The organism is Ensifer sp. 1H6, from assembly GCF_001976035.1.
GTDB lineage: Bacteria > Pseudomonadota > Alphaproteobacteria > Rhizobiales > Rhizobiaceae > Ensifer > Ensifer canadensis.
The window spans coordinates 84884-109955 of record NZ_MOAI01000022.1 but is presented as its reverse complement, the minus strand read 5'-3'; the positions used below and the strand labels follow the sequence as shown (position 1 = coordinate 109955).

Below are 25072 nucleotides of genomic sequence, written 5' to 3'. Positions count from 1 at the left end.
GTCTCAATCCTTGCTCAGCAGCCATTGGCGCAGGATGACAATCAGCATGGAGTAGGCGAGCAGCAGTGCCAGAAGCACCAGCGCGATCGCCGAAGCGTAGCCGAAGTCGAGCCGCTTGAAGGCCTGGGTGAAGATGTAGCTGGCGACGATCTGGGTGCGATCGGCCGGACCGCCATTGGTCATGACGATGATCAGGTCGGCGAAATTCGAGATCCAAACGGTGCGCAGGAGAATGGTGATGGCGATCGTCGGCGCCAGGAAGGGCAGGGTGATCGACAGGAACCGCTGCACCGGGCCGGCGCCGTCGATGCTGGCGGCTTCATAGAGATCACGCGGGATCGCCTGGAGGGCGGCAAGCAGGGTGATGGCGAAGAACGGGATGCCCCACCAGACATTGGCGATGATCGGCCCCCACATCGCCAGATGCGGATCGGAAAGGATGTTGGACGGCTCGCTCATGATGCCGAGCGCGTAGAACCAGTGTGGCAACGGTCCGACGACCGGATTGAACAGCCAGGACCAGTTGAGACCGGCCAGGAAGCTCGGCACCGCCCAGGGCAGGAAGACGAGCGCCTGCGCCAGGCCTCGGCCGTAAAACGGCTTGTCGAGCAGCAAAGCGAGGATCAGCCCGAGGAAAAACTGCAGGAAGACCGAGGCGCCCGTCCACCACAGCGTGTTGCGCAGCGCCCGGTAGAAAGCCTGGTCCTGCGACAGCGCCCGGAAGTGGTCGAGGCCGATGAAGGCGCCGGAGAATGGATTGAGCAGCTGAATATCGCGGAAGGCGTAGGAGACGCCGAGCGCCAACGGCACCAGCATGACGGTGACGATCAGGATCAGCGCCGGCGCGCTATAGAGATAGGGCGCAGCACCATCGGTGATACGCTTCATCAGCGGCCGGCGTGCGGGCAGGCCGTCATGGCGGGCGGCATAGGCCATCGGTCGAAATTTCCCCTGTGCGGCCGCCGGTTTTTTGGCGTGCCCTGTTCTCAACATATCGAGTGACCGGCGGCGGTGAGGTCCGCCGCCGGTCGAAGGCTCACTTCTTGGCGAGGTGCTTCTGCTGCGCCTTGGTGAGGTACTCGGCCCACTGGTTGGCGAGATCCGTCGGCGTGATGTCGCCGAGTAGGGCTTCCTGCGTCGTCTTGATCGCCAGCGAATCCTTGAAGAAGGCGAATTCTTCGAGGTAGGTCGGCATGACCGTCAAAACGACGTCCTTGTCGGCAAGCTCGTCGAACCAGCCCTTGAACTGCGGGCTCGCATAGAACGGATCCTTTTCCGCCGCCTTGTGGACGGGCAAGGCACCGGTGCGCTTGTTCCACTCGATGTTGCCTTCGGGCCCTTCGAGCGTTTCGATCAGCTTCCAGGAGAGGTCCTTGTTCTGGCTCGCCGCAAGCATCGACCAGCCGGCAAAGCCGATGGTGGTGAAGGCCTTGCCGCTCGGTCCCTTCGGCATGGTGGTGACGCCGAAATCTTCCGACTTCATCCGCTCGGCAATGGCGATCAGCGCGTCCGGGTCCTGGTCGAGGAAGGCGCAGGTGCCGCTATAGAAGCCGGCGACGATTTCGTTGAAGCCCCAGTTGACGCTGTCCTTCGGCGCCAGCCCCTTCTTGTAGAGGTCGATCACCCAGGTGAGACCGTTGACCCAGCCTTCGCTGTTCATGGTCGACGTGCCGTCCTCATTGAAGAATTTGTTGCTGCCGGCCATGGTCGCGCCGAACATCACCCAGCCGTTGAGGCCACCAGGACCGCCGCGCAGGCAGTAGCCGGATTTGCCCGGCAGCTTGGAGACGGCTTCCGATGCCTTGACGAAATCGTCCATGGTCTTCGGCGGTTCGCTGACGCCGGCCTCCGACAAGAGCTTCTTGTTGTAGAACATGGCGCGCAGATAGAAGCCGTAGGGCAGCATGTAGGCGGTGTTCTTGATGTCGCGGCCGAGCTCGAGCGTACGCTCGGTCAGGCCCGGCGTGTGCTCCCACTTTTCGAGATAGGGCTCGAGGCTTTCAAGCATGCCGTTGTTGGCATAGAGCGAAAGCCAGGTGTCGGGCATTTCCATCACGTCGGGCAGCTCGCCGGCCGAAACCATGGTCGCGAACTTCTGGAAGGCTTCGCCCCAGGGCAGTGAGATGATCTCGACCGTGGTGCCCGGATTTGCGGCTTCAAACTTGGCGACGATCGATTTCAGCGTTTCGGTGCGCTCGGGGCTGGTGATGACCTCGACCAGCTTCAGCTTGGTATCGGCCAGTGCACTTCCTGCCATCAGGGTGGCAAGCAGAGTGGCGGTAATCAGTTTCCTCATTTTTGTTCCCTTTGTTTTTTGATGGTTGATCCACATGCAATGAGCGGGATGCGGCATCCCGCTCCTGTCAGCCTGACGAAGCGGCAGACATCGCCGCTTCAAGATCGCTCCAGAGGGCCTCCGTTCCCTCCAGGCCGACATGGAGCCGTACGGACCGCGGTGAGATGCCGAAGGCGGCCGCGGAATTGGGCTGGGCTTTCTGTGACAGCACGACTTCGCCCGGCACGATCAGGCTTTCGTGTCCGCCCCAGGAAACGCCGAGCTTGAACAGGTCGAGGTGGTCGGCGAAGCGTCTGACATCGACGCCGTCGCGGAAGATGAAAGAGAAGAGACCCGATGTGCCGGACAGGCCCGGCGGCAAGGTGTTGCCAAGGCCGGGATGGCAGACGGTCTCGACCAGCGGATGGGCCTGCAGGCGCTGCGCTACCGTCAGCGCCGAACGCTCGTGCGCCTTCATGCGGATCGGCAGGGTGCGAAGACCGCGGATCAGGAGCCAGGCATCGAAGGGCGAGAGCTTGCCGCCGAGATAGGGGTAGGCTTCCGAACGGATGCGGCCAATCAGGTCCTTCGAGCCGGCGACGACGCCTGCGACCACGTCGCTGTGCCCGCCGAGATATTTCGAGGCCGAATGGATGACCAGATCGACGCCGAGCGAAATCGGCTGCTGGAAGATCGGGCTCGCCCAGCTGTTGTCGATGGCGGTGAGGATGCCCTGCTGTTTTGCGAGTTTTGCCAGTGCTGCCACGTCATGGGTGTCCATGACCCAGCTTGTCGGGCTTTCCATGTAGAAGAGCTTGGCGCCGGGCAGAGCCCTGGCGACGGCCTCCTCATCGCGGCCGTCGACATAGGTCACCTCGACCTTCATGCGCTTCAGATGGGTGCCGAAGAGCCGGAAAGCGTCGGGATAGACATGGTTGACGGCGACGATGCGGTCGCCGGGCTCGACGAAGGACATCACGGTGGAGGAGATTGCCGCCATGCCGCTGGCAAAGCCGATCGCGTCCTCTGCCCCTTCCAGTTTCGCCAGCATCTCCTCGAACATGCGCACCGTCGGGTTGAGGCCGCGGGTGTAGATCGGCCGCACGCGTTCGCCCTTGTAGGTCGCGACCATGTCGTCATAGTCCTTGAAGGTGAACAGCGAGGTCTGGACGATCGGCGGCACGACGGCGTCAAAGGCATTGCCCTCGTCGTGCGCGACGATCAAAGAGGCGTGGTCGAACGGATCGAAGCCGTTGTTCATTTGGACATTTCCTTGATGTCTTCCTCGACGATTGCGAGGATTTTCAGCGTTTCTTCGCGCGCGGTATCGGGATCCTTTGCCGCGATCGCGTTGAAGAGGGTGCGGTGGAATGGGAAGGAACGGCGGGCGAAATCCGAACGGTCGAAGGGCTCTTCCCAGAAGCGTTCGAAGGCTTCCCGCATCTGTTCGAGCAACTGCCGGAACAAGGGATTGTGGGTGGCGTCGTATATCGCCAGGTGGAAGGCGAGGTCTTCCGGGCCTGAGGTGCCCTTGGCGATGTGCACCCGCTCCATCTCATTGAGCTTCACTTCGATGATCTCAAGGTCTGCGTCGGTGCGTCGGCGCGCTGCGACCATATTGGCTTCGACTTCAATGCCGCGGCGGACCTCGAGCGTCATCAAAAGCACGTCGCGAAGATGCCCGGCGTCGAGCGTCAGCGGCATATGCACGGTGCCGGCCGAGATGGCGCGCAGCAGATAGGTGCCGCTGCCCTTGCGCGCTTCGACGACGCCGAGCGCCTGGAAATGGCGGATGACTTCGCGCACGGTCGAGCGCCCGACGGCAAGCGCCATCATCAGTTCGCGCTCCGCCGGTAGGCGATCGCCGGCTTTCAGGCCAGATTGTTGGATGTAATCGGCGAGCGCGGCAATGACCTGTTGCGCCCGGTCGGCGGGCGGCAGTGGCAGAAGCGCTGCTCTTGCTTGTTCAGTCATTCAGCCTCCCCCTCGGCGCCAAATTGGTCTGACATCTGATCAATATGACCAAGGCACGGGAAGTCGTCAAGCAGGAACTTATAAACACGCGTCGGTTGACCCGGCACTCCGCACGGAGTGATATGGCGAAGCAAGGAGTTCGAAGATGAAGAAAACAGGACGTCTGCTCGTGGCCCTGGCGGCGATCGCAATCGCTGCCGGCACTGCTACGAGCGGTGCCGAGGCGCAGATGCGCACGGGCAAGGGCGAGTATTACCAGGGCATCAAGCGCGCGCCCTATGGCAGCTATCTCTGGATCTGGCCGCCAGAGTGGAGGCGGGAACCGGTCTATCAGCAACGGCCGCAGAACCAGCCTGCCAGCGGCAAATCCGACGGCCGCAAGAAGACTTACGCGCAATAGCCTACTGCATGTTTCCTTAAACCGTATTCGATTTAAGGATAAAAACATGCAGTAATTCAAAGTGCTACAGCGACCTTTGCGCGTCTAATAAGACGCGCGGCGCTGTAGCGGCCAGTGTGTGGCAGGGACAAAGAAAAGTGGCGCCCGAGGGCGCCCCAAAATTCCGTATCAGATTTGCGCGATATGGGCGTCGCGCGGCAGCGACGACAGCACTTCCGGCCCGTCCGCGCGCAGGATGACGATATCCTCGAGCCGGATGCCGAAGCGACCGGGCAGGTAGATGCCGGGTTCGATCGAGAAGACCATGCCTTCCTCCAGAACCGTTTCCGACGTTGCCGTGATGTAGGGTGGCTCGTGGCCGTCGATGCCCATGCCGTGACCTGTGCGGTGGACGAAATATTCGCCGTAGCCGGCGTCCGCGATCACCTTGCGTGCTGCATCGTCCACGGTCTTGGCGAGAACGCCTGGACGAGCCGCCTTGAGCGCTGCCTGAACGGCCCGCTCGACGATCGTGTGGATCTGGCCGTAACCTTCCGGTGCGCGGCGACGATCGCCATGCGGGTGATGTCGCTCGGGAAGCCCTGCTTGCGGCCGCCGATGTCGATAACGACGGCGTCGCCTTCGGCAATGACCCGTTCGCTGGCGGAATGATGTGGGAAAGCGCCGTTGCCGCCGGCGCCGACAATCCAGAAGGCCGGTGCCGCACCTTCGGATAAGAAGTGCGAGCGGATTTCTGCGGCCAGTTCCTTCTCGGTCATGCCGGGGCGGATCTTGGCGAAGGCCGCCTGCATGGCGCGATCGGCGATGCCGGCATTCATCTTCAGCAGCTCGTATTCGCTCCTGTCCTTGCGCATGCGCAGGGCACCGAGCGTCTCAGGTGTAAAGTCGCGGGCAGTGTCCTCGGGCAGATTGTCGATGAGCAGCAGCGCGAAATCGGCGCGCATGGTCTCGTCGATCACCACGCGGCCGGGCTTTTCCGCGCCGATCCCGGCAAGCGCCAAAGTCAGAGCCTCAACTGGTCCTTCGGCATCGGACCAGTTGTAGAAATCGATATCCGTATGTTCGCGGGTGCCCTCGGCATTGAGCGCCGGCATCAGGAAGGCTTCCTTCTGCGGGCCGATCAGCAGCAGGCAGGGGCGTTCGTCGGGATGCGGATGATAGCCGATCAACCAATCCATGTGCGATCCGGGGGCGAGTGCCACCAGCCCGCTGCCGGTTTCGTTCATCTTGGTCCGCAGGGCGGCAAGGCGTGCTTTCGTCTGTTCTTTCATGGCGTTTCCAGTTCTGGTTCCGGCAGGGTTGTGGGTGAGGTGAGGGGCCGCGCGTCGCTCTCGTGTTCGGGCGTCGATCGACGCGCGGCGGTCGCTAGACGCAGGCGTCCAGACGAAAGGCTGGTGATCTGATGGGCGCAATTGCTGACGCGTTTGCGCATGCAGCAATTCAAAGCGCTACAGCGACCTTTACGCGTCTAATTAGACGCGCGGCGCTGTAGGGCGATCCTATCCGGCGCCCTTGCCGGGGCTTGCCGAGGCACTGCGACGGTCCTCGGCGCGTGTTACCGCGAATGCGCCTTCCGGCGTCTCCATTGCCTGCGCGTCGCCGAAGACATCCATCGTGCAGGTGTGCAGGATCACCGTCGGTTCGCTGGTGTGGTTCCAGGTGAGGTGGGTCAGACCCGACAGGAAATGTGCGGAATCGCCCGTTTCCAGCACCGTCTCTTCGCCATCAATCTCGATCGTCAGTGCGCCCTGGAGAACGAAGAACATCTCTTCGCCCTCGTGGGTCATGGCTTCGCTGCGGTGGCCGGGCGGTGTGTGCACCACGGTGCTGCGCAGAACGCTGCCGGGAAAGGAAGCCGACAGGCGTTCATAGGATATGTTGTTGTCGGGCGACCCAGCGAGCGCATAGGCGCGGCGCTGATCGTGGCGGGTAAATGGCGTTGCCACCCTCGGCGAATTGAGGAATGTCCCGACCTCGACCTTCAGCACCCGACAGACCGCGACCAGCGACGTCAGCGACGGCACGGTGATGCCGCGCTCGATCTGGGAGATGAAGCCCACAGAGAAATCGGCCCGATCGGCAACTTCCTTGAGCGTCAGCTTCAGGGCCTTGCGCCGCTCGCGCAGCCGATCGCCGAGCGAAGGAAGCTCCGATGCCGGATCACCCGGCCGAGACTGCGAATCCACTGTGAAATCCCCCTCATCCCACATCCTCCCCCAAGGGAAGATCTCCTGCGTGGGTACAGACATACACGCCCGGAAATCGCTAGGATTTCAGGGCTATGCACTTGTATTTCCTGAACTTTGCTGCGGCGATCGCGGCTTGTCAATGAAAATTTTAGCCACACTAAAATTTCAGTTGATGGCGTTGGTTTAATGTCAGGCTGCAAGCTTCAGCAGGCGCGCGACGGCCTGCTGGTCGAAGCCGCCGATACCCTCGCGAATATCGGCTGCAATGGCATCGGCAACGGCATCCTCGTCGCGGCGGCGCAAGGCGTCGATCGCCTCGCGATGGCGGTCGACGACATAGAGTTCGCTCACATGCTCCATGGCGATGCCGAGGATCGGACCCAGTTGCAGCCAGACGCTTTCGATCAGCGGCATGACGATCTGGTCCGGATTGGCGGTGTAGATCGTCCGGTGGAAGGCCTGGTTGGCGATCAGCGCCGCCACCTGGTCGCCGCGTTGGATTTCGTCCTCGATGCTGTCGTCGATCGCTGAGATTCGTTCGATCTGCCGCTCCGAAAGATGGGCGACGGCTCGGCGCGCGGCATGGCTCTCGAGCGCGATGCGAAGCGATATCAGCTCTTCGAAACGGGCGGGCGTGATGCGCGGCACGACGATGCGGCGGTTTTCAAGGAATTGCAGAGCGCCGATGGAAGTGAGCTGCCGCAGGGCCTCGCGCACCGGCGTCGGGCTGCTCTCCAGCGCTTCGGCAAGCCCCCTGATCGTGACCGAAGTGCCGGGGCGGAAGCTGCCGACCATGATCGCCTGGCGAAGCCTGGCAAAGGCATAGTCATGCGTGGTCATGCCCTCTGGCCGGTCGAGAAGAGGCAGCGATGGGGTCTTCAAATCAGCAGGCTCCTTCTGCCACGCGGGAATGATCGCGGGCTGATAACATCCGTCGAGGTTGACTCCAACTTCTAAATTATGTCAACTTTCTGCAAATGTGATCACAAAATGAGATTTGCGATATGTCCCTCGACGCGGAAGACCCGAGCGCCTTCAAGGCCTGGCTGGAGCAGAACGGCCCTATCGAAAGCATCCAGGCCGTGGTCTGCGACCTGAACGGTATCATGCGCGGCAAGCGTGTACCCGTGGAGCAGGCCTCCAAGGTGCTGGGGGGCGGCATCCGCATGCCGCTGTCGATCGTCGGCGTCGACGTCTGGGGCGAAGACATCATCAACAGCGAGCAGGTGTTTGCTAGCGGCGATAGGGACGGTATCTGCGCCGTTACCGGGCGCGGCGCGTTGCCGGTCAACTGGACCTCGCGGCCAAGTGCTCTGGTGCCGCTGTGGCTGCTGCTCGAGGACGGCAAGCCGTTCCTCGCCGATCCGCGCCAGGCGCTGGCGGCGATCGTACGCGAGTATCAGGAGTTGGGGTTGCGCCCCGTGGTCGCGACCGAAATGGAATTCTATCTGATCGACCCTGAGCCCGACAGCGCCGTGCCTCCGATTTCGCCCTATACCGGCAAGCGGCTCGATTCCGATGCGATCCTGTCGATCGACGAACTCGACGATTTCGGCGAGTTCTTCTCCGACGTCTACAAGGAATGTGCCCGCCAGAACGTGCCGGCGGATGCGGCGATCGCCGAGAATGGCATCGGCCAGTTCGAGATCAACCTGCTGCACACCGACGATCCCTTGAAGGCGGCTGATGACGCGATCTTCTTCAAGCGCATCGTCAAGGGCGTCGCCCGCAAACACGGGCTGGCGGCGACCTTCATGGCCAAGCCCTATGGCACCCGCTCGGGCAACGGCATGCACATCCATTTCAGCCTGCTCGACGCTGATGGCAACAATGTCTTCAACGACGGCAGCGACGAAGGGTCGGCGGTCCTCAAGAATGCCGTCGCGGGCCTTTTGCGCGGCATGCCGGAAACGACGCTTATGTTTGCGCCGCATTTCAATTCCTACCGTCGACTGCGGCCGGATACGCACGCGCCGACGGCCGTGTGCTGGGGCTATGAAAACCGGACATCGGCGATCCGCATCCCCGGCGGCAATCCGGCAGCGCGCCGCATCGAGCACCGGGTGGCCGGCGCTGACGCTAACCCCTATCTCGTCATCGCCGCGATCCTCGGCGCGGCTCTCGTCGGTATCCGCAACAAATGGAAACCCTCGGCGCCGGTGACGGGCCGGGCCTATACGGCGGAGAAACTGCCCAAAATTCCCGCCGATTGGGGGCAGGCGGTCGATGCCTTCGAGGCAGGGCCGATTGCCGCCGAGATCTTCGATCCGACGCTGCGCTCGATGCTGATCGCCTGCAAGAGGCAGGAGATCGCCGGCTTTGCCGAGCAGGTGACGGACTATGAATTCAGCGCTTACCTGGAAATCGTGTGATGTCGAGAAACCAAAAATCCTATGCCGGCGACGGCAGCTATCCCACGAGCTACTACGCCTCCTCCCGCAACATCATCCGCACGCCGGTTTCGCTCAAAGGGCGCGTCGAGACGGATGTCTGTGTCGTCGGCGCCGGCTATTCCGGTCTGTCGACGGCAATCCATCTCGCCGAGAAAGGCTACAAGGTCGTCGTCGTCGAGGGCGCGCAGGTCGGCTGGGGCGCATCGGGGCGCAATGGCGGCCAGGTCGTCAACGGTCTCAACGCCAGCCTTGCGACCATCCAGCGCCGCTACGGCGAGGACGCAGCCCGCTTCGTCGGCGGGCTGGTGCAGGAGGGCGGCAAGATCATCCGCCGGCTCGTCAGCCAGTATCAGATCGACTGCAATCTGAAGCCGGGCAACATCTATGCGGCCTACACCCCGGCGCACATGAAGGAACTGGAAGCCAAGCAGGCGCTCTGGCGCAAGTACGGCATGGACGATCATCAGCTTCTCGACCGCGACGCGCTCAGCAAGCTGGTGAATTCCGACGCCTATTGCGGCGGCATGCTGGATACGACGGGCGGCCACATGCATCCGCTCAATCTGGTGCTCGGCGAAGCGCGCGCCTTGGAAAGCCTTGGCGGCACGATCTACGAACAGTCACCGGTCACGCGGGTCGACCATGAGGCGGCAAGGCCGACGGTCTATACCGCCGGTGGCGAAGTCACGGCGCGGATCGTTGTTCTCTGCGGCAATGCCTATCTCGGCGATGCGGTGCCGAAGCTCGTCTCGCGCGTGATGCCTGTTTCCACCCAGATGATCACCACCGCGCCGCTCGGCGAGGAGCTCGCCCATTCGCTGATCCCCAGCGACATGTGCGTCGAGGACGTGCGATACATCCTCGATTATTTCAGACTGTCGGCGGACAAGCGCATGATCTTCGGCGGCGGTACGGTCTATGGCGGCACCGACCCGGCGGACGTCGTGGCCAAGCTCAAGCCCAATCTGGAAAAGGTCTTCCCGAAGCTGAAAGGCGTGAAGATCGACTATGCCTGGAGCGGCAACTTCGCGCTCTCGTTTACCCGCGTGCCGCAGATGGGCCGCATCGGTGCCAATATCTATTTCGCTCACGGCTATAGCGGCCATGGCGTGACGGGATCGCATCTTTTCGGGCGCACGCTTGCCGAGGCGATCGACGGTGACGCAACGCGCTTCGACATGTTCGAGAAACTGCCCTGGTACCCGTTCCCGGGCGGGCGAATGTTCCGTGCGCAGTATTCGACGATCGGCTCCTGGTGGTATTCGTTCAAGGATGTCGTTGGCTGGTAGGGCGGGAACGCACCACTCGGGCCACCTTTCCGCACGGCAATGCGACCCGTCTGAAAAGCCGGAAAACCCGGCGGTGCCGTGTTCCTGCGGCGCCGGACGGCTCGCCGAATGCGGTTGTCGCCTGCCGCGTTCGGGCATAAAATCGACCGGGCAGGAAGACGGGCAGGAATGCCGCCAAGTGCCGTCGTTCTGGGGCGACTAAGGGGTGCGCTACGGCGCCTCGCCGTGGTTCGTGTGCCCTCCATTCGTACCCGGATCGAAGCGGCCGGGTGTTTCTCTTTGCGTGAGTTCACAATTGGCGACGGTAGCGCCATTTCACCGTCGATCCCGGGAACAAAAGGGTTCGCGAAACATTCCTGCCGAACGAGGGAGGTTGGAGATGTTCGTGCGCTTTGGCTATGAGATCGGCATCCGCTGCCCCCAGCCGACACCGATGATGACTTATCTTTCCGTCGCCAGCGAAAAGCGCCCTGACATCCGGCGCGAACGTGGCCCCGTAACCTCGCCGATCGTCAAGATGGAGGAGATTGTCGACCCGCACCGCAATGCGTGCCTGCGCATGATCGCGCCGGAAGGGGACTTCAAGCTCAGCTATGATGCCGTCATCGAAGACGACGGCCGGCCTGACGTTTCCGATCCGCAGGCGCAGGCCGTGCCCGTCGAGAAGCTTCCACCGAACACGCTGCCCTATCTGGCCGCCAGCCGCTATTGCGAAACCGATCGGCTGGGCGCGCTTGCCTGGAGGCTTTTCGGGGAGGTGGCGCCCGGTTGGCCGCGGGTGCAGGCGATCTGCGACTATGTGCATGCGCGCCTGGTGTTCAGCTACGGCTACGCCCAGGCGATGCGCACGGCGCTCGAAGCCCACGAGGATCGCCTCGGCGTCAGCCGTGACTATGCGCACCTTGCCATCGCATTTTGCCGCTGCATGAACATGCCGGCGCGCTACGTCAACGGCTACATGGCCGACCTTGAAACCGAGAACAGAGTGGCGCCGATGGACTTCAATGCCTGGTTCGATGTCTTTCTCGGCGATCGCTGGTACACGTTCGACGCCAAGAACAATGCGCGCCGTGCGGGGCGCATTGCCGTTGCCCGGGGCCGCGACGCCGCTGACATTCCGCTGATCCAGACCTTTGGAAAACACGAGCTGACGGGGTTTACGGTTTGGACCTGCGTCGAAGCCGATGGCGGTCTCACCCGCTCTCATCGCGATGCCAATGTGTCGCTTTTGACGCCATGGTTCAGCGAAAGCTGGTCGCGACATGTGCAGGAACGCGACCGTGATCGCCACTGAAGGCGCCGCCTGGCGGACGATTTTTTACTTTTGGGGTGGAATCGAGAAATTAATATCTATAAACTCAATCGAGAATATCGGAGAACATGGCTATTAACGGCCAAGTTCCCGGCCTGAACGACGGAGAGACGCGATGAACGCTGCGAAGCCGACAATCCAGTCCCGATATGCGTCCTACGCTGCAGCCCCGCCGCGCCGCTCACCCATCACCCTGTTTCCGCACGCGATCGCCTTTGTCGCTGCCTTCTGCTTCGTTTCCGCCGTCGTCATCGGTGCCCTCTAAACGCGTTTCGGGACTGCTATCCGGCGCGCGACAGATGCTCGTGGACCGCCAGCCAGGTTCCGGCCCCATCCCGTTCAAACACGATCGTTTCTCTTTCCTGCGACGTCAGTGCTTCACCGCCGATCTCAAGTTCGGTTCGAACGCCATGCGTGAAGACGGCAACGTTGCCGATCATTTGCACATGCCGATCGCTGGACTGGCAGCCTCGGACGCGGAAGCTGTCGCGGGTCTCCCACAACGCCCATTCCGCCTCATATTCTGCCCGGCTGCGCAGGGGTCGATCGAGATTGTGGAAGATGAAGGTCGCATTCGGCGCGAAGGCTGAAAAGTAGGCGGCGGCATCATGGCGGGCAAAGGCTGCGACGAGCCGATCGGCGGCGGCAAGCACCGACTGTTCCAAGTCTTGCATCGATACGCTCTTTATTGTGAGAGTTGGCTTCATTGTCCGGGTTGGATCATGGCGCCGCGATCAGCGTTGCGAGCGGCCGGTTCTGTCTGCTGACACGCGCCTTGAGCTCATCGAGCGGCATCGCCTCGTGCTTCGCGAATTCGATGAACATTAGATTGAGATTGTTGAACAGCATCTCGCCGACGGCGCGAATGTCGGTTCCGGGGGCGACGAGGCCCTTCACCTGCAGCTTGTGGATGAGCGTCGACACCTGGTCGCAAAGCCGGCGGTCGAGCTCGGTATAGCGCTTGCTGAAGGGGCTCTCCGGCTGCTGGATCGAAATCGCCATCGCAGTGCGCCACATCTCCTTGCTGAGATAGACGAGCGAGTGATCGTAATATTGACCGATCAGGGCCTCCAGCGCGCCTTCGACGGAGGAGGGGGGATTGTCGACGATGGTGCGCCCGGCGGCGAGAACTTCCTCCACTTCCATCGACACCGTGGCGACCAGGATGTCGCCCTTGTTTTCATAGTAATTGTAGAAGGTGCCGACCGACACTTCGGCCCGTTCGGCGATGTCCTCGATGCGGGCGCTGTCGTAGCCGACCTCGCGAAACAACTGAGCGGCGGCGTCCAGGATACGTCTGTTCCGGTCGGCTTTCTGCCGTGCGCGCAACCCTGTCATGTGGATTTCCTTGAATTCTGAATGTCTTCAAATTTGAGATTGACTTAAAAAATGAATTCATTCAATCTTTTTTTGAAGACGCCGAAACGAGCGTCAAACAAGAGGGCAACAGCATGATGCAGTCAGTTCATGACGGCGCGCACCTGCGCCGATTTTTCTCCTCGGTCGCTGCAGGCGCGATCGTCGCCGCTTCGCTTGTCTCGGTTCCGGCACCGGCTTTCGCGACCGAAGAACTCAATGCGCTCGTCTGGTGCGACCACACGGATCCGGCCCTGGTCGAGCCGTTCGAAAAGGCCAACGACGTCAAGGTCAACCTGAAGGTCTATGAAGGCACCGGTGCCGCGCTCTCGATCCTCGACCAGTCCCGTCCGGGCGACTGGGACGTCCTCGTCATCGACGGCGTCGATGTTCACCGCGCCATCGATCTCGATCTGCTCGCCGAAATGCCGGCCGATGCCTTGCCGACATCAGACCTCTTCCCCGAAGTCCGGATGGAGGCCAACAACACCAAGGACGGCAAGACTTATGCCGTCACGGAAAAGTTCGGCTACAACACCATCTCCTACGACAAGTCCAAGGTCGATCCGAAGGACATGCAGGATCTCTCGGTGATCTGGTCGGACAAGTACAAGGGGCGCATCGCGCTCTACGACTACTACCTGCCGATGATCGGCCTCGTCGGTCTCGGGCTCGGCAAGAAGACCGCAGAGCTAACCGAGGCGGACATGCCGGCGATCAAGGAAAAGCTGGCGGCAATGCGTGCGGTTTCCAAGCAGGTCAGCGATGTCGTGTCCTCCCAGACGGCGCTGGCAACCGGCGAGGTCGATATCCTGGTCGGTGGCGGCGAGTGGATCACCGCGGTGCTGTCGGCCGACAAGCCCAATCTCGACTGGACGATCCCGGAGCAGGGGGCGGTGCGCTGGGCGCAGTCGATTGGCGTGATGAAGGATTCGACCAAGCAGGATCTGGCGCTGAAATTCGTGCAGTACATCGTCAGCCCCGAAGGCCAGGCACGGCTTGCGACATCCTCCTGCTACTGGGCGATGCCGGCAAACAGCAAGGCCGGCGAGCACCTGACAGACCAGCAGAAGGCGGCGCTGCGGTTCAACGAGCAGGCCGAATACCTGAAGAAGACGCAGCTCTATCCGATCCCGTCCACCGAACTGGATCAGCAGTTCCAGGATGCCTGGACGGAAATGCTGCAGCAGTAACGCCCCGAACGGCGTTCGCCAATCCTGCAGCCGATCGCCGCCCCACCGTCCGGTGGGACGGTGAACTGCGGCCACCATCCTTGTCTGGTGGGCGCTCAGATCTGGAGCTTTCATGACCGCGACAACTCTCGAAGATGCCGACCGCCGGAAAGCCTGGGGTTTTGCTGCGCCGGCACTTTTGTGGACGTTCGCCTTCTTCGTTGTGCCTTTCCTGTTCATGGCGGCGATGAGCCTCTGGAAGCGCGAGGGACGGGAGATCGTCCGCGTCTGGAATCTCGACAACTATCTGCGCTTCTTCTCCGAGAACGCGCTGTTGCAGGGCCTGGTCAATTCGCTCGAAATCACGGTTATCGTCACGGTCCTTTCGGTGCTGCTTGCCTACCCGCTCGCCTGGATCATTGCCGAGCGCGTGCCGAAACGGTTTCAGCGCATGGCGCTGATCCTGGCGATCCTGCCGTTCTGGACCTCCTATGTCGTCCGCTCTTACTCATGGTTGCTCGTGCTGTCGAAAAACGGCGTCATCAATCAGATACTGACGGGCGTCGGGCTGATCTCCGAGCCGCTCGCGATCGCCAGCACGCGCACGGCGACGGTGATCGGTTTCGTCCACTTCTTCGTCATGCTTTTGACGCTGACAATCTATTCGAACCTGATCCAGCTCTCGCCGAACTATCGCCGCGCGGCCGCCGACCTTGGCGCCAACGCCTTCCAGACCTTCTGGCATGTGGTGCTGCCGTTGACTTTGCCCGGCATCATGACCGGCGCATTTCTCACCTTCGTGCTCTGCATTGGCGACTATGTCACGCCGCAGATCCTCGGCGGCAACAACGAGCTGGTGCTGCCGCAGATCATCATGCTGCAGCTCGGCCGGCGCGCCGATTTCCCGATGGCAGCGGCGCTGTCGATCATCCTCATGCTGGCCGTCACCGTCGCCTATGTGCTGTGTGCCCGTTGGCTGAAGATCGAGAGGGCCTGATGCTGCGCAGAATTTTCATTGGCGGTGTGTCCTGGGCCTATCTCGCTCTCGTCTACGCCTTCATCTTCCTTCCGGTCGCGGTGCTCGTGCTGTTTTCCTTCCAGGACGGGCGCCTGCCGGTGCCGCCGTTCAACGGCTTTTCCACCCAATGGTACGAGGCTGTTTTCGTCGACCGCAAGCTGATGGCAGCACTCGGCAATTCGATGCTGGTCGCCATCTCCTCGTCCTTGGTCTCCTGCGTGCTCGGCTTTCTCGCCGCCTATTCGCTGGCGCGCTACAGGCTGCCGGGCTCGGCCTTGCAAAGGGGCCTGCTGATCGCGCCGATGACGGTCAGCTATCTGATCATCGCGCTCGGACTGCTGGCGCTTCTCAATGCGCTGCACATGCCGCTCTCGTTGTTGACGGTCGGCATCGGTCACGTGGTGATCAACCTGCCGCTCTGCTTTGCGATCATCTATGCCGCGATGGGTGACCACCAGATCAACATCGAGCGGGCGGCGCGCGATCTTGGCGCCAATGATTTCAAGGTCATGGCGCTGGTGACCGCGCCGATGCTGATGCCTTCGATCCTCGCCGCCTTCTTCCTGTCGGTGACCTTCAGCTGGGACGAGTTCATCATCGCCTTCCTGCTGTCGCGTTTCGACGTGACCCTGCCCGTCGAGATCTGGAGCATGCTGCGCTCTGGCCTCAATCCCAAGACCAATGCGATCGGCTCGCTGGTCTTTCTCGCCTCGGTGGCGCTGCTGCTGATCCTCGAGTTTTCCCTGTTCGGAAGGACGAAGAAACAATGACCGCTCCCGTCTCGATCGAAAACGTCAGCAAGACGTTCGGCCACTTCACGGCGCTGGACAGGGTCTCGCTCGACATCCGGGCAGGGGAGTTCATCGTGCTGCTTGGGCCCTCGGGCTGCGGCAAGACCACGCTTCTTTCCATTCTCGGCGGGTTCCTGTCGCCAAGCTCCGGGCGCGTCGTCATCGGCGATCGCGACATGACCTTCGTCACGCCGGCCAAACGCCCGACCACGACGATGTTTCAGGACTATGCGCTCTTCCCGCATATGCGGCTCGTCGACAATGTCGGCTTCGGGCTCCGGATGCGCGGTCTCGGCAAGGCCGAGCGGGACGAAAAGGCGCTCGGCTTCCTCGACCTCGTCGGTCTCAAGGCGTCCGCCGGCAAACGGCCGCACGAGCTTTCCGGCGGCCAGCGTCAGCGCGTTGCACTTGCCCGCGCGCTTGCCGTCGATCCCGAAGTGCTGCTGCTTGACGAACCCTTGGGCGCTCTGGACCTGAAGCTTCGCCGCCAGATGCAGGATGAGCTGAAGGCGATCCAGAAGCGGGTCGGCACCACCTTCGTGCATGTGACCCACGACCAGGAAGAGGCGATGGCGATCGCCGACCGGATCGTCGTCATGAACCAGGGGCGAATCGAGGATTTCGGTCCGCCATCGCAGATCTATATGCGGCCACGATCGCTGTTTTCGGCGGGCTTCATGGGCGAGGTCAATTTTGTTCCCGGCCGGATCAAGGCCGCCGACGCTTCGTCGGCCGAGGTTGAAACCTCGCTCGGCAACTTGGCGCTTCCCGCCGCCAATTTTACTGCGAGAGCGCCCAGGGCCGGCGACGCGATCACGCTCACCATTCGGCCGGAGCATTTTCGCGGGAACGACAAATCGGACGGTCCGATGTTCGCGCTCGGCGATGCGCGGGTCGCCGGCAGCGCCTTCTTCGGTACGCACTACCGTTGCCACCTCAAGCCTTGCGCAACCGACGGCGATGCGTTGGTGGCGCATCTGCCGCAATCCTCCGACGTGCGCGACGGCGAGATCGTCCCCCTTGCGGTGCGGGCTGCCGACGTCGTAGCCTTGCCGGCGGCAAGCGGAACCCTGTAGCAAGATGCGGCGAATTGCTCCGAAAGACTGGTATGCGGCGAAGCGTCTCGACGACGATGTCACCTACATCTGCGAACCCTTTATCCAGGAGTTCTACCGCTGCAACATGTGGCACGTGCGCGGGCGCGACCGTGACATGCTTGTTGATAGCGGCATGGGCGTGGTGTCGTTGCGCGCGTGGGTGCCGCTGGTCACCGAGCGCAAACTGACCGCCGTTGCCAGCCATACGCATTTCGACCATATCGGCTGCCATCACGAATTCGATTGCCGCGCCGTGCATGCGGCCGAAGCTGAGCTGCTGGCGCATCCGACGCGCATCAACACGCTTGCCGACCCCTATGTCGCCGACGAGATTTTCGACGCGCTGCCGCCCGAGCCCTATGCCTCGACCACCTACGCGGTGAAGGCTGCGCCTGCGACGATTGTTCTTGCCGATGGCGATCATATCGATCTTGGCGATCGCGTCTTCGAGGTGATCCACACGCCCGGGCATTCGCCCGGTGGCATCGCACTCTGGGAGGAGAAGAGCGGCGTGCTCTTTTCCGGCGACATCCTCTACGACGGGCCGCTGATCGAAGATACCTACCACGCCAATGCCGACGACTATCTGGCGTCGATGGAACGGTTGCTGCGCATTCCGGCGCGTATCGTCCACGGCGGACATTTTCCGAGCTTTTCAGGCGAGCGCTACCGCGCGCTCATCAAGGACTGGCTCGCGGAGAAAGAAAACACAATCTGACGGGAAGGAGGAGCGTATGCTCGACAAAAGGAAGTTTTATATCGACGGCCAATGGGTCGATCCGATCACGCCTAACGATCTGGAGGTGCTGAACCCGGCGACCGAGAAGCCGATCGCGGTGATTTCGATGGGTTCGGCCGCCGATATCGATCGCGCCGTTGCCGCTGCGAAGAAGGCCTTCGCCACCTATAGCCGTACAAGCGTCGACGAGCGGCTGGCGCTGCTCGAAAAGCTGTTGTCGATCTACAAGCGCCGCTATGACGAGATGGTGGCCACCATCACCATGGAGCTCGGCGCTCCGACGACAATGACGCGCGAGCAGCAGGCGGATGTCGGCGTCGGCCATCTGCAGGGGTTCATCGATGCGCTGAAGCGGCTGAAGACGCGCGATACGCTGGCGAACGGCGACGTGATCCTGCGCGAGCCGATCGGCATCTGCGGCCTGATCACGCCCTGGAACTGGCCGATCAACCAGATCGCGCTCAAGGTCGTTCCCGCACTTGCGACCGGCTCGACCTGCGTGCTGAAGCCGAGCGAATTCACGCCGCTCAACGCCATGCTCTATGCCGAAATGATCGATGAGGCCGGTTTTCCAGCGGGCGTCTTCAACCTCGTCAATGGCGATGGCATCAATGCCGGTGCCGCACTGTCGAAGCATCGGGACATCGACATGATGTCGTTTACCGGTTCGACCCGCGCCGGCATCGCCGTCAGCAAGGATGCGGCCGAAACGGTCAAGCGCGTGACGCTCGAACTCGGCGGCAAGTCACCGAACATCGTCTTTGCCGATGCCGATCTCGAAGACCGAGTGAGCGGAAGCGTGCTCGAATGCTTCAACAATTCCGGCCAGTCCTGCGATGCGCCGACGCGCATGCTGGTCGAGCGTAGCGTCTACGACAAGGTCGTCGAGATCGCCGGCCGCGTCGGTCGTGGAGCCGAGGTCGGCGATCCGACCAAGGAAGGCGGCCACATCGGCCCGTTGGTGAGCGACGTCCAGTTCGGCCGCGTGCAGGCGCTGATCGAAGCGGGTATCGCCGAGGGCGCGCGTCTTGTCGTCGGCGGTGCCGGCAAGCCCGAGGGCTTCGAGACCGGCTACTTCGTCAAGCCGACCATCTTTGCCGACGTCAACAACACCATGCGCATTGCTCGCGAGGAGGTGTTCGGGCCGGTGCTGGCGATCATCCCCTTCGATACCGAGGAGGAAGCGATCGCGATCGCCAACGACACCAATTACGGGCTGGCCGCCTATGTGCAGACCGGCGATCCCAAGCGGGCGGAGCGGGTGGCGTCACGCCTGCGCGCCGGCATGGTCCACATCAACGGCGGCCCCCATCGTTATGGCAGCCCCTTCGGCGGCTACAAGCAGTCCGGCAATGGACGCGAAGGCGGCATGTTCGGGCTCGAGGATTTCCTTGAGGTCAAGACCGTGCATATTCCGGACGCGGCCTGACGACACCAAGCATTGCGCCGACGAGGCGCGATAGAACCATTGGACCGTCGCCGTGTTTGCGCATGGCGGCCGTCTTTGTTGCTGCGGGCGATTTATTGCGACTGTTGCCGATGCCGCACTTCTGCTAGCTGCCTTCTCAGGGGCGCCATGATCGCCCGCCAGCAGAGAGCCGGACATTGACGTGACCTCAGCACCCGCCGCCGCCTCTTCTCATAATCGCCTTGCCATGGCTGCCCTGCTGATCGGCGGGGCTGCGATCGGCGGCTCGCCGATCTTCGTGCGCCTGTCCGAGGTCGGACCGATGGCGACGGCCTTCTGGCGCGTGGCGCTGGCGCTGATCCCGCTTCTCGCCTGGTCCTGGTTTCGTGGGGCGCCGGCGTCCGACCGGCGGCCGAGCGGCTGTCGGAGTATGCGCTGCTGGTGCTGCCGGGTGTCTTCCTCGCAATCGACCTTGCCGCCTGGCACTATGCGCTGACCAAGACGTCGGTCGCCAATGCCACCCTGCTGGCCAACCTTGCCCCCGTTTTCGTGACGCTTGCGAGCTGGCTGCTTTTTCGCGCCCGCATCAGCACCGTGTTTGCCATCGGACTTGCGACGGCGGTCGCCGGCGTGATCATCCTCAAGGGCGGCCCGATGGCGCTTGCCGACGGCAATCTGCTGGGCGACGGCGTCGCCGTCATCGCTGCGATGTTCTATGCCGGTTACATCCTGGCAATCGGGCGGCTGCGCAGCCTGTTCAGCACCATCCGGATCATGGTTTGGAGCACGGCATCCGCCGCCATCTGCATGCTGCCGATCGTGCTTCTGTCCGAGCCCACGCTATTGCCGCCGACGCTCTTCGGCTGGTCGATGCTGTTCGGCCTCGCCTTCGTCAGCCATGCGGGCGGGCAGGTGGCGATCACCTATGCGCTCGCCTATCTGCCGCCGGCGTTTTCGTCGCTGACGCTTTTGCTGCAGCCGGTGGTCGCGGCGATCCTCGCCTGGATACTGCTCTCCGAGCCGGTCGGGCTGATGCAGGCAATCGGCGGGGCGATCGTGCTTGTCGGCATCCTGATCGCCCGCCGCGGTTAGAGCATTTCCAGGAAAGGTGCGAACGCGGTCTTCCGTCAGGAAATGTGTAAAAACATGGAGCAAGAGCGTTTCCGCGGCTGCGTCGAAACCGGATACGCTCTTGCCCTGTTACAGGCCGGGAAGGTTGAAGCCGGCGAGCCGCTCTTCCAGTTGGCGGATCGTGCCCGCGTCGGCATTGGCAAAGGCAAAGCGCAGGTAGTTTTCCTGGCCTTCGCCGAAGTAGTCGCCCGGCAGGCAGATGACACCGGCGAGTTTCGCCAGCTTCTCGGCCACGAACTGCGAATCGATGTCCGCGAAGGGATGCCGGATATAGGCGAAGTAGGCGCCGATCGCCTGCAACTTCCATTGCGGCAGCCGGCCCATGACATCGCGCAGCGCGTCTGTACGCGCAGCGATCTCGGCGCGATTGCCGAGACGCCAATCGGCAAGTGCTGGAATAGCCTTGGCGACCGCGGCCTGCGCCGAACGGGGCGCGCAGATCTGCAGGTTGTCCATGATCTTGGTGACCTGCTCGACCAGCGCCGGCCCGGCGGTGATTGCGCCGAGGCGATGGCCCGGAATGCAGAAGGATTTGGAGAAGCTGTAGAGGCCGATGAAGCTGTCCTGCCATCCCTCCGTCTGCAGCAGGCCGTGCGGTGTAGCGCCGGCATCGGGCAGGAAGTCGCGATAGGTTTCGTCGAGGATCAGCCAGGTGCCGTTGGCGCGGCAAACTTCGTAGATGCGCGACAGAAGCTCGGGCGGATAGATCGCGCCGGTCGGATTGTTCGGCGATACCAGCGCGAGCGCCCGGATACCCGGCCGCAGCGCAGCAGTGATTGCGTCGATCTCCGGCAGGAAGCCGGCGCCGGCGTCGCAGGGCACCAGCTCGACATTGATGCCGAGCATGGCGAGCGTCGTTTCCTGGTTGAAGTAATAGGGGTTGGTCATCAGGATCGTATCACCGGCTGAGGCGATCGCCATCGCGGTGCAGATGAATGCCTGGTTGCAACCAGAGGTGATGTGGATGTTGTCGGCCGTGATCGCGGCGCGATAAAGGCCTGCCACATGCGCGGCATAGGCCTCGCGCAGCGCCGCTTCACCCTCGATCGCGCCATAGCCGGTATAGGCAGTCGACGCCGCGGCTTCGCCCAGCCATGCCAGCATGTCCGGGTGCGCCGGATAGCCGGGCACCGCCTGCGAGAGGTCGATCAGCGGCCCGCGGGAGCCATCATAGCTTTTCGCCCAGGCGAGCACCGACGGCACGGGCGGCGACGAGAGCTTTTCGACGAGCGGATTGAAATGCGGCATGGCAGGTGTTCCTATGGCTCAGGCTTTGTTCTTGCGTTTCTGTGGGCGTTCCGTGCGCCGGCCGCGGGCCGGAGCTGAAACCGGCTGAAAACCGTCCTTCACCGATTTACGGTCTGTCGGCTCGGATTTCGAGGCTCGGCTGCGAATAATCGTGCGCGCGGAGGTCTGCAGTTCCGGCATCGGGTCGTTTTCCAGCGCCGAGAACATCCAGTCGATGAAGATACGCACGATCGGGGCGGCCAGCACTTCATTGCGGCAGGCGACGTAAAAGGCGTCGTTGGCCGGAACCGTCAGGTCGAAGGGAGCGATCAACTCGCCGCGCGCGATCAGGCTGCCGGCGGTGATGGTGTCGCCAAGCGCGACACCCTGATTGTGCAGCGCCGCTTCGGTCGAAAGCCGCGCATCGCTCATGAAATGTTGGCGACCGCGCTGCAGGTCGCTGGCATCGGCCGCTGCCAGCCACGTGTTCCATTCGCGCCCGTCGTCGCCATGCAGCATCACATGGTCGCGCAGGTCGCGCACGGAGCGCAACGGCCGCATATTCAGCAATGTCGGGCTGACGACCGGGAACAGTTCCAGCCGGCTCCAGAGCTTCGACCAGCAGCCCGGCCAGTTGCCGTCGCCATAGATCAGGCAGACGTCGACATCGGACGCATCGAGATAGGCGGCATCATTGGAGGCGATCAGCGTCAGCCGCACATCGGGAAACTGCTCGGTGAAGAGGTGCAGGCGCGGGATCAGCCAGAAGGAGAGCAGGGCGGGGACGCAGGTGATGCGCAACTCGCCGCTGGTGGTCGGGCGCGTCATGGCGGCTGTTGCGGCGGCGATTTCGGCAAAGGCGTGGGTAACCGCCGGAAGTAGCAGCGCGCCCTGCGGCGTCAGCTTCAGCCGCTTTCCGCCGCGCACGAATAGCGTGGCGTTGATCGAGAGTTCGAGCGCGCGGATCTGGTGGCTGATGGCGCCGTGCGTCACGTTCAGTTCGCGCGCGGCAGCCGACACGGAGCCACGGCGCGCCGTCGCCTCGAAGGCGCGCAAGGGGTTCAGGGGCGGCAGGCGGCTGGACAAAAAGCTTGGTTCCGGCGGGCTGTTGTCATGTGAATTTTTCTCACACGAAACGCTATAACAATGTCAATTGATTTTCCAGAGGATTTGTCACCTAATGGAACTCAACAGGGCAAAAAGCCTGGGGAACTTGATTGAGCCGGAGAGAACCGGCCCCATCCGCAGATGCTGATCTGTGGCGCCTTTGTGCGCATTCCCCGGCTGACATGACGGAGGTTTGAGCGGATGGCCTGGGACGAAAAGAAGCTTGGCGAACTCAAGGCGAAATACGGTGAAAGCCATGGCGGCGAGCTGTTCGACCCGACCTTCCGCCGCGTCGCCGACAAGATCTTCACCAAGAGCGGCACGCGCCTTGCGCCCTATTCCGGCATCCCGACCTTCCTGACGGCGCCGCACATGGCTGTTGATGCGGACGAGCCCGATTTCGGCAATCTGCAGGTCGCGATCGTCGGCATCCCCATGGATCTTGGCGTCACCAACCGTCCTGGTTCGCGCTTCGGACCGCGGGCGCTGCGTTCGATCGAGCGCATCGGCCCTTACAACCATGTGCTCGGTTGCGCGCCGGTTCACGAACTGCGTGTCGCCGACATCGGCGACGTGCCGTTCCAGAGCCGCTACCGGCTGGAGCTTAGCCACGACGATATCGAAAAGCGCATCAACCAGATCGTCGATGCCGGCGTCATTCCGCTGTCTGTTGGCGGCGACCATTCGATCACCCATCCGATCCTGAAAGCCGTCGGCAAGAAGAAGCCGGTCGGCATGATCCACATCGATGCCCATTGCGACACCGGCGGCGCCTACGACCTCACCAAGTTCCACCATGGCGGCCCGTTCCGCAACGCGGTGCTCGACGGTGTGCTCGATCCGACCCGTGTCGTGCAGATCGGCATCCGCGGCTCGGCCGAATATCTCTGGGAGTTCTCCTACGAGTCCGGCATGACCGTCATCCATGCGGAGGAAGTCACCGGTCTCGGCATTCCCGCGATCATCGAGAAGGCCAAGAAGATCGTTGGCGACGGCCCGACCTATCTCTCCTTCGACATCGACAGCGTTGATCCGAGCTTTGCACCGGGCACCGGCACGCCTGAAATCGGTGGTCTCACCACCCGCGAAGTGCTGGAACTGATCCGCGGCCTCAAGGGCATCAACCTTGTCGGCGGCGACGTCGTCGAGGTCGCGCCGCAATATGACGCGACGACCAACACGGCGCATGCCGGCGCCCAGGTTCTGTTCGAGATCCTCAGCCTCATGGTGTTCAGCCCGGCCGTTACCGGCAAGTCCGCCTGACGCCTGAAAGAAAGATTGTCGGCTGCCGGACTGGAAGCGGCGGCCGACCAGCAAATGCCACAACCAACAATGCTTCCGGACAGGGGAACGACAATGACACTTCACAAGACGATGAAAGCAGCATTCGCCGCCGCTCTGATGCTGGGCGCGGCAACCGGTATCGCACGTGCCGACGCGCTCGCCGACATCAAGTCGGCCGGCCAGATCAATGTCGGCATCTTCTCGGACTTCCCGCCCTTCTCCTCGGCCAGTGCCGACATGAGCATCAAGGGTTATGACGTCGATGTCGCCCAGCAGATCGCCGACGGCCTCGGCGTCAAGCTCAACCTGGTCAGCGTCACCGGCCAGAACCGCATTCCCTATCTCAACGACAAGCGCGTCGACATCCTGATGAGCGTCGGCTTCTCCAAGGAACGTGCCGAGGTGATCGACTTCGCCGCGGCCTACGCACCTTACTACATCGCGGTCATCGGTCCGGCTGAGCTCAAGGTTGCCGGCAAGGACGACCTTGCGGACAAGACGATCGCCGTCAACCGCGGCACGCTGGAAGATACGTCGCTGACCGAGGCAGCGCCGTCGACCGCCGCGATCCAGCGCTTCGACAACTACAATGCCGTGATCCAGGCGTTCATCTCCGGCCAGACCCAGCTGATGGTCGTCGGCAACGACGTCGGTGCGCAGGTGCTGGCCCGCCAGGAGGCGCTGAAGCCGGAACAGAAGTTCCAGCTCCTGACCTCGCCGTCGCATATCGGCCTCAACAAGAACGAGGAAGCCCTGAAGACGGCCGTCAACGACGCGGTTGCTAAGATGCTTGCCGATGGCAAGCTGAATGCCAGCTCCGAGGCCTGGCTGAAGACGCCGCTCAACCCCGAAAACCTGAAAGACTAATCAGCACTTGACGCCCACGGGGACATGCGTCTCCGTGGGTGCC

General features: G+C 62.5%; 25 protein-coding genes and 1 pseudogene. 14 read left to right on the top strand and 12 right to left on the bottom strand.

The window, feature by feature from the left end:
• Positions 1 to 3: 3 nt before the first annotated feature.
• From BKP54_RS23705 to BKP54_RS23690, 4 genes are all read right to left on the bottom strand, one after another.
• Complete coding sequence (locus BKP54_RS23705) at positions 4 to 936, bottom strand: sugar ABC transporter permease (protein WP_025428192.1); 933 nt, start codon at positions 934 to 936, stop codon at positions 4 to 6.
• 100 nt (positions 937 to 1036) lie between these two features.
• Positions 1037 to 2296 carry a sugar ABC transporter substrate-binding protein gene (locus BKP54_RS23700; protein ID WP_025428191.1) on the bottom strand — a complete coding sequence of 420 codons (1260 nt, stop codon included), beginning with the start codon at positions 2294 to 2296 and terminating at the stop codon, positions 1037 to 1039.
• A 67-nt stretch (positions 2297 to 2363) separates the two neighbouring features.
• A complete protein-coding gene (locus BKP54_RS23695; protein ID WP_025428190.1) occupies positions 2364 to 3536 on the bottom strand; it encodes a PLP-dependent transferase in 1173 nt (390 codons plus the stop codon).
• On the bottom strand, positions 3533 to 4249 hold the full coding sequence (locus BKP54_RS23690) for a FadR/GntR family transcriptional regulator (protein ID WP_025428189.1): 717 nt from the start codon (positions 4247 to 4249) through the stop codon (positions 3533 to 3535). The genes BKP54_RS23695 and BKP54_RS23690 overlap by 4 nt, the downstream gene beginning before the upstream one ends.
• 145 nt (positions 4250 to 4394) lie before the next feature.
• Here BKP54_RS23690 and BKP54_RS35345 point away from each other — a divergent pair, with 145 nt between their 5' ends.
• Positions 4395 to 4649 (top strand): hypothetical protein, encoded by a 255-nt coding sequence (locus BKP54_RS35345; protein WP_025428188.1) that lies wholly within the window; start codon positions 4395 to 4397, stop codon positions 4647 to 4649.
• 168 nt (positions 4650 to 4817) lie between these two features.
• Here the strand turns inward: BKP54_RS35345 and BKP54_RS37355 are convergent, their stop codons facing one another.
• The 4 genes from BKP54_RS37355 to BKP54_RS23670 all read right to left on the bottom strand — a co-directional run bounded on the left by BKP54_RS37355 (position 4818) and on the right by BKP54_RS23670 (position 7720).
• On the bottom strand, positions 4818 to 5159 hold the full coding sequence (locus tag BKP54_RS37355; RefSeq protein ID WP_348626758.1) for a M24 family metallopeptidase: 342 nt from the start codon (positions 5157 to 5159) through the stop codon (positions 4818 to 4820).
• Positions 5072 to 5920: a M24 family metallopeptidase gene (locus BKP54_RS23680; protein WP_348626757.1), complete on the bottom strand. Its 849-nt coding sequence runs from the start codon at positions 5918 to 5920 to the stop codon at positions 5072 to 5074. Before BKP54_RS23680 ends, BKP54_RS37355 begins: the two co-directional genes overlap by 88 nt.
• 228 nt (positions 5921 to 6148) lie before the next feature.
• On the bottom strand, positions 6149 to 6835 hold the full coding sequence (locus tag BKP54_RS23675; protein ID WP_198956869.1) for an XRE family transcriptional regulator: 687 nt from the start codon (positions 6833 to 6835) through the stop codon (positions 6149 to 6151).
• 192 nt (positions 6836 to 7027) lie between these two features.
• Positions 7028 to 7720 (bottom strand): GntR family transcriptional regulator, encoded by a 693-nt coding sequence (locus tag BKP54_RS23670; RefSeq protein WP_025428185.1) that lies wholly within the window; start codon positions 7718 to 7720, stop codon positions 7028 to 7030.
• 122 nt (positions 7721 to 7842) lie between these two features.
• Between BKP54_RS23670 and BKP54_RS23665 the strand changes: the two genes are divergently transcribed.
• The 4 genes from BKP54_RS23665 to BKP54_RS36135 all read left to right on the top strand — a co-directional run bounded on the left by BKP54_RS23665 (position 7843) and on the right by BKP54_RS36135 (position 12097).
• Positions 7843 to 9210 carry a glutamine synthetase family protein gene (locus tag BKP54_RS23665; protein ID WP_025428184.1) on the top strand — a complete coding sequence of 456 codons (1368 nt, stop codon included), beginning with the start codon at positions 7843 to 7845 and terminating at the stop codon, positions 9208 to 9210.
• A complete protein-coding gene (locus tag BKP54_RS23660; protein WP_025428183.1) occupies positions 9207 to 10520 on the top strand; it encodes an FAD-binding oxidoreductase in 1314 nt (437 codons plus the stop codon). Before BKP54_RS23665 ends, BKP54_RS23660 begins: the two co-directional genes overlap by 4 nt.
• A gap of 379 nt (positions 10521 to 10899) precedes the next feature.
• The gene (locus tag BKP54_RS23655) at positions 10900 to 11814 is read left to right on the top strand and encodes a transglutaminase family protein (RefSeq protein WP_057206544.1); all 915 of its coding nucleotides are present in this window, start codon (positions 10900 to 10902) and stop codon (positions 11812 to 11814) included.
• Positions 11815 to 11947: 133 nt separating this feature from the next.
• Positions 11948 to 12097: a hypothetical protein gene (locus BKP54_RS36135; RefSeq protein ID WP_025428181.1), complete on the top strand. Its 150-nt coding sequence runs from the start codon at positions 11948 to 11950 to the stop codon at positions 12095 to 12097.
• Positions 12098 to 12113: 16 nt separating this feature from the next.
• On the opposite strand, the gene BKP54_RS23650 is transcribed toward BKP54_RS36135, so the two are convergent.
• Positions 12114 to 12506, bottom strand: coding sequence for a nuclear transport factor 2 family protein (locus BKP54_RS23650; protein WP_025428180.1), 393 nt, complete (start codon positions 12504 to 12506; stop codon positions 12114 to 12116).
• A 46-nt stretch (positions 12507 to 12552) separates the two neighbouring features.
• Complete coding sequence (locus BKP54_RS23645; protein ID WP_025428179.1) at positions 12553 to 13170, bottom strand: TetR/AcrR family transcriptional regulator; 618 nt, start codon at positions 13168 to 13170, stop codon at positions 12553 to 12555.
• Between the two features lie 113 nt (positions 13171 to 13283).
• On the opposite strand from BKP54_RS23645, the gene BKP54_RS23640 reads away from it, so the two are divergent.
• The 7 genes and pseudogenes from BKP54_RS23640 (at position 13284) to BKP54_RS23610 (ending at position 20505) form a co-directional block, all read left to right on the top strand.
• Positions 13284 to 14381: an extracellular solute-binding protein gene (locus tag BKP54_RS23640; protein ID WP_107028053.1), complete on the top strand. Its 1098-nt coding sequence runs from the start codon at positions 13284 to 13286 to the stop codon at positions 14379 to 14381.
• 112 nt (positions 14382 to 14493) lie between these two features.
• Positions 14494 to 15357 carry an ABC transporter permease gene (locus BKP54_RS23635; protein WP_025428177.1) on the top strand — a complete coding sequence of 288 codons (864 nt, stop codon included), beginning with the start codon at positions 14494 to 14496 and terminating at the stop codon, positions 15355 to 15357.
• Entirely contained in the window at positions 15357 to 16148 is a 792-nt protein-coding gene (locus BKP54_RS23630) for an ABC transporter permease (RefSeq protein WP_025428176.1), read from the top strand. The genes BKP54_RS23635 and BKP54_RS23630 overlap by 1 nt, the downstream gene beginning before the upstream one ends.
• Positions 16145 to 17245, top strand: coding sequence for an ABC transporter ATP-binding protein (locus tag BKP54_RS23625; RefSeq protein WP_025428175.1), 1101 nt, complete (start codon positions 16145 to 16147; stop codon positions 17243 to 17245). Before BKP54_RS23630 ends, BKP54_RS23625 begins: the two co-directional genes overlap by 4 nt.
• A gap of 4 nt (positions 17246 to 17249) precedes the next feature.
• Positions 17250 to 17984, top strand: coding sequence for an MBL fold metallo-hydrolase (locus BKP54_RS23620; RefSeq protein ID WP_025428174.1), 735 nt, complete (start codon positions 17250 to 17252; stop codon positions 17982 to 17984).
• Between the two features lie 16 nt (positions 17985 to 18000).
• A complete protein-coding gene (locus BKP54_RS23615) occupies positions 18001 to 19434 on the top strand; it encodes an aldehyde dehydrogenase family protein (RefSeq protein ID WP_025428173.1) in 1434 nt (477 codons plus the stop codon).
• A 226-nt stretch (positions 19435 to 19660) separates the two neighbouring features.
• A pseudogene (locus BKP54_RS23610) lies at positions 19661 to 20505 on the top strand (DMT family transporter).
• A gap of 108 nt (positions 20506 to 20613) precedes the next feature.
• Here the strand turns inward: BKP54_RS23610 and BKP54_RS23605 are convergent.
• Both BKP54_RS23605 and BKP54_RS23600 read right to left on the bottom strand, forming a co-directional pair.
• Entirely contained in the window at positions 20614 to 21792 is a 1179-nt protein-coding gene (locus BKP54_RS23605; RefSeq protein WP_084815024.1) for an aminotransferase, read from the bottom strand.
• Positions 21793 to 21810: 18 nt separating this feature from the next.
• Complete coding sequence (locus tag BKP54_RS23600; protein WP_025428170.1) at positions 21811 to 22857, bottom strand: LysR substrate-binding domain-containing protein; 1047 nt, start codon at positions 22855 to 22857, stop codon at positions 21811 to 21813.
• A gap of 222 nt (positions 22858 to 23079) precedes the next feature.
• Here BKP54_RS23600 and speB point away from each other — a divergent pair, with 222 nt between their 5' ends.
• Together speB and BKP54_RS23590 are read left to right on the top strand one after the other, a co-directional pair.
• Positions 23080 to 24141: an agmatinase gene (gene speB, locus BKP54_RS23595; protein WP_025428169.1), complete on the top strand. Its 1062-nt coding sequence runs from the start codon at positions 23080 to 23082 to the stop codon at positions 24139 to 24141.
• A 111-nt stretch (positions 24142 to 24252) separates the two neighbouring features.
• On the top strand, positions 24253 to 25029 hold the full coding sequence (locus BKP54_RS23590) for a transporter substrate-binding domain-containing protein (protein ID WP_225906283.1): 777 nt from the start codon (positions 24253 to 24255) through the stop codon (positions 25027 to 25029).
• Positions 25030 to 25072: the final 43 nt, after the last annotated feature.

What these genes read in the sequence shown, in the direction of transcription:
- speB (WP_025428169.1), top strand. Translation starts at nt 23,080, where the DNA reads ATGGCCTGGGACGAAAAGAAGCTTGGCGAACTCAAGGCGAAATACGGT.
- BKP54_RS23695 (WP_025428190.1), bottom strand. Translation starts at nt 3,536, where the DNA reads ATGAACAACGGCTTCGATCCGTTCGACCACGCCTCTTTGATCGTCGCG.
- BKP54_RS35345 (WP_025428188.1), top strand. Translation starts at nt 4,395, where the DNA reads ATGAAGAAAACAGGACGTCTGCTCGTGGCCCTGGCGGCGATCGCAATC.
- BKP54_RS36135 (WP_025428181.1), top strand. Translation starts at nt 11,948, where the DNA reads ATGAACGCTGCGAAGCCGACAATCCAGTCCCGATATGCGTCCTACGCT.
- BKP54_RS23665 (WP_025428184.1), top strand. Translation starts at nt 7,843, where the DNA reads ATGTCCCTCGACGCGGAAGACCCGAGCGCCTTCAAGGCCTGGCTGGAG.
- BKP54_RS23650 (WP_025428180.1), bottom strand. Translation starts at nt 12,506, where the DNA reads ATGCAAGACTTGGAACAGTCGGTGCTTGCCGCCGCCGATCGGCTCGTC.
- BKP54_RS23590 (WP_225906283.1), top strand. Translation starts at nt 24,253, where the DNA reads ATGAAAGCAGCATTCGCCGCCGCTCTGATGCTGGGCGCGGCAACCGGT.
- BKP54_RS23640 (WP_107028053.1), top strand. Translation starts at nt 13,284, where the DNA reads ATGATGCAGTCAGTTCATGACGGCGCGCACCTGCGCCGATTTTTCTCC.
- BKP54_RS23700 (WP_025428191.1), bottom strand. Translation starts at nt 2,296, where the DNA reads ATGAGGAAACTGATTACCGCCACTCTGCTTGCCACCCTGATGGCAGGA.
- BKP54_RS23605 (WP_084815024.1), bottom strand. Translation starts at nt 21,792, where the DNA reads ATGCCGCATTTCAATCCGCTCGTCGAAAAGCTCTCGTCGCCGCCCGTG.
- BKP54_RS23615 (WP_025428173.1), top strand. Translation starts at nt 18,001, where the DNA reads ATGCTCGACAAAAGGAAGTTTTATATCGACGGCCAATGGGTCGATCCG.
- BKP54_RS23680 (WP_348626757.1), bottom strand. Translation starts at nt 5,920, where the DNA reads ATGAAAGAACAGACGAAAGCACGCCTTGCCGCCCTGCGGACCAAGATG.
- BKP54_RS23630 (WP_025428176.1), top strand. Translation starts at nt 15,357, where the DNA reads ATGCTGCGCAGAATTTTCATTGGCGGTGTGTCCTGGGCCTATCTCGCT.
- BKP54_RS23625 (WP_025428175.1), top strand. Translation starts at nt 16,145, where the DNA reads ATGACCGCTCCCGTCTCGATCGAAAACGTCAGCAAGACGTTCGGCCAC.
- BKP54_RS23645 (WP_025428179.1), bottom strand. Translation starts at nt 13,170, where the DNA reads ATGACAGGGTTGCGCGCACGGCAGAAAGCCGACCGGAACAGACGTATC.
- BKP54_RS23620 (WP_025428174.1), top strand. Translation starts at nt 17,250, where the DNA reads ATGCGGCGAATTGCTCCGAAAGACTGGTATGCGGCGAAGCGTCTCGAC.
- BKP54_RS23690 (WP_025428189.1), bottom strand. Translation starts at nt 4,249, where the DNA reads ATGACTGAACAAGCAAGAGCAGCGCTTCTGCCACTGCCGCCCGCCGAC.
- BKP54_RS23655 (WP_057206544.1), top strand. Translation starts at nt 10,900, where the DNA reads ATGTTCGTGCGCTTTGGCTATGAGATCGGCATCCGCTGCCCCCAGCCG.
- BKP54_RS23635 (WP_025428177.1), top strand. Translation starts at nt 14,494, where the DNA reads ATGACCGCGACAACTCTCGAAGATGCCGACCGCCGGAAAGCCTGGGGT.
- BKP54_RS23705 (WP_025428192.1), bottom strand. Translation starts at nt 936, where the DNA reads ATGGCCTATGCCGCCCGCCATGACGGCCTGCCCGCACGCCGGCCGCTG.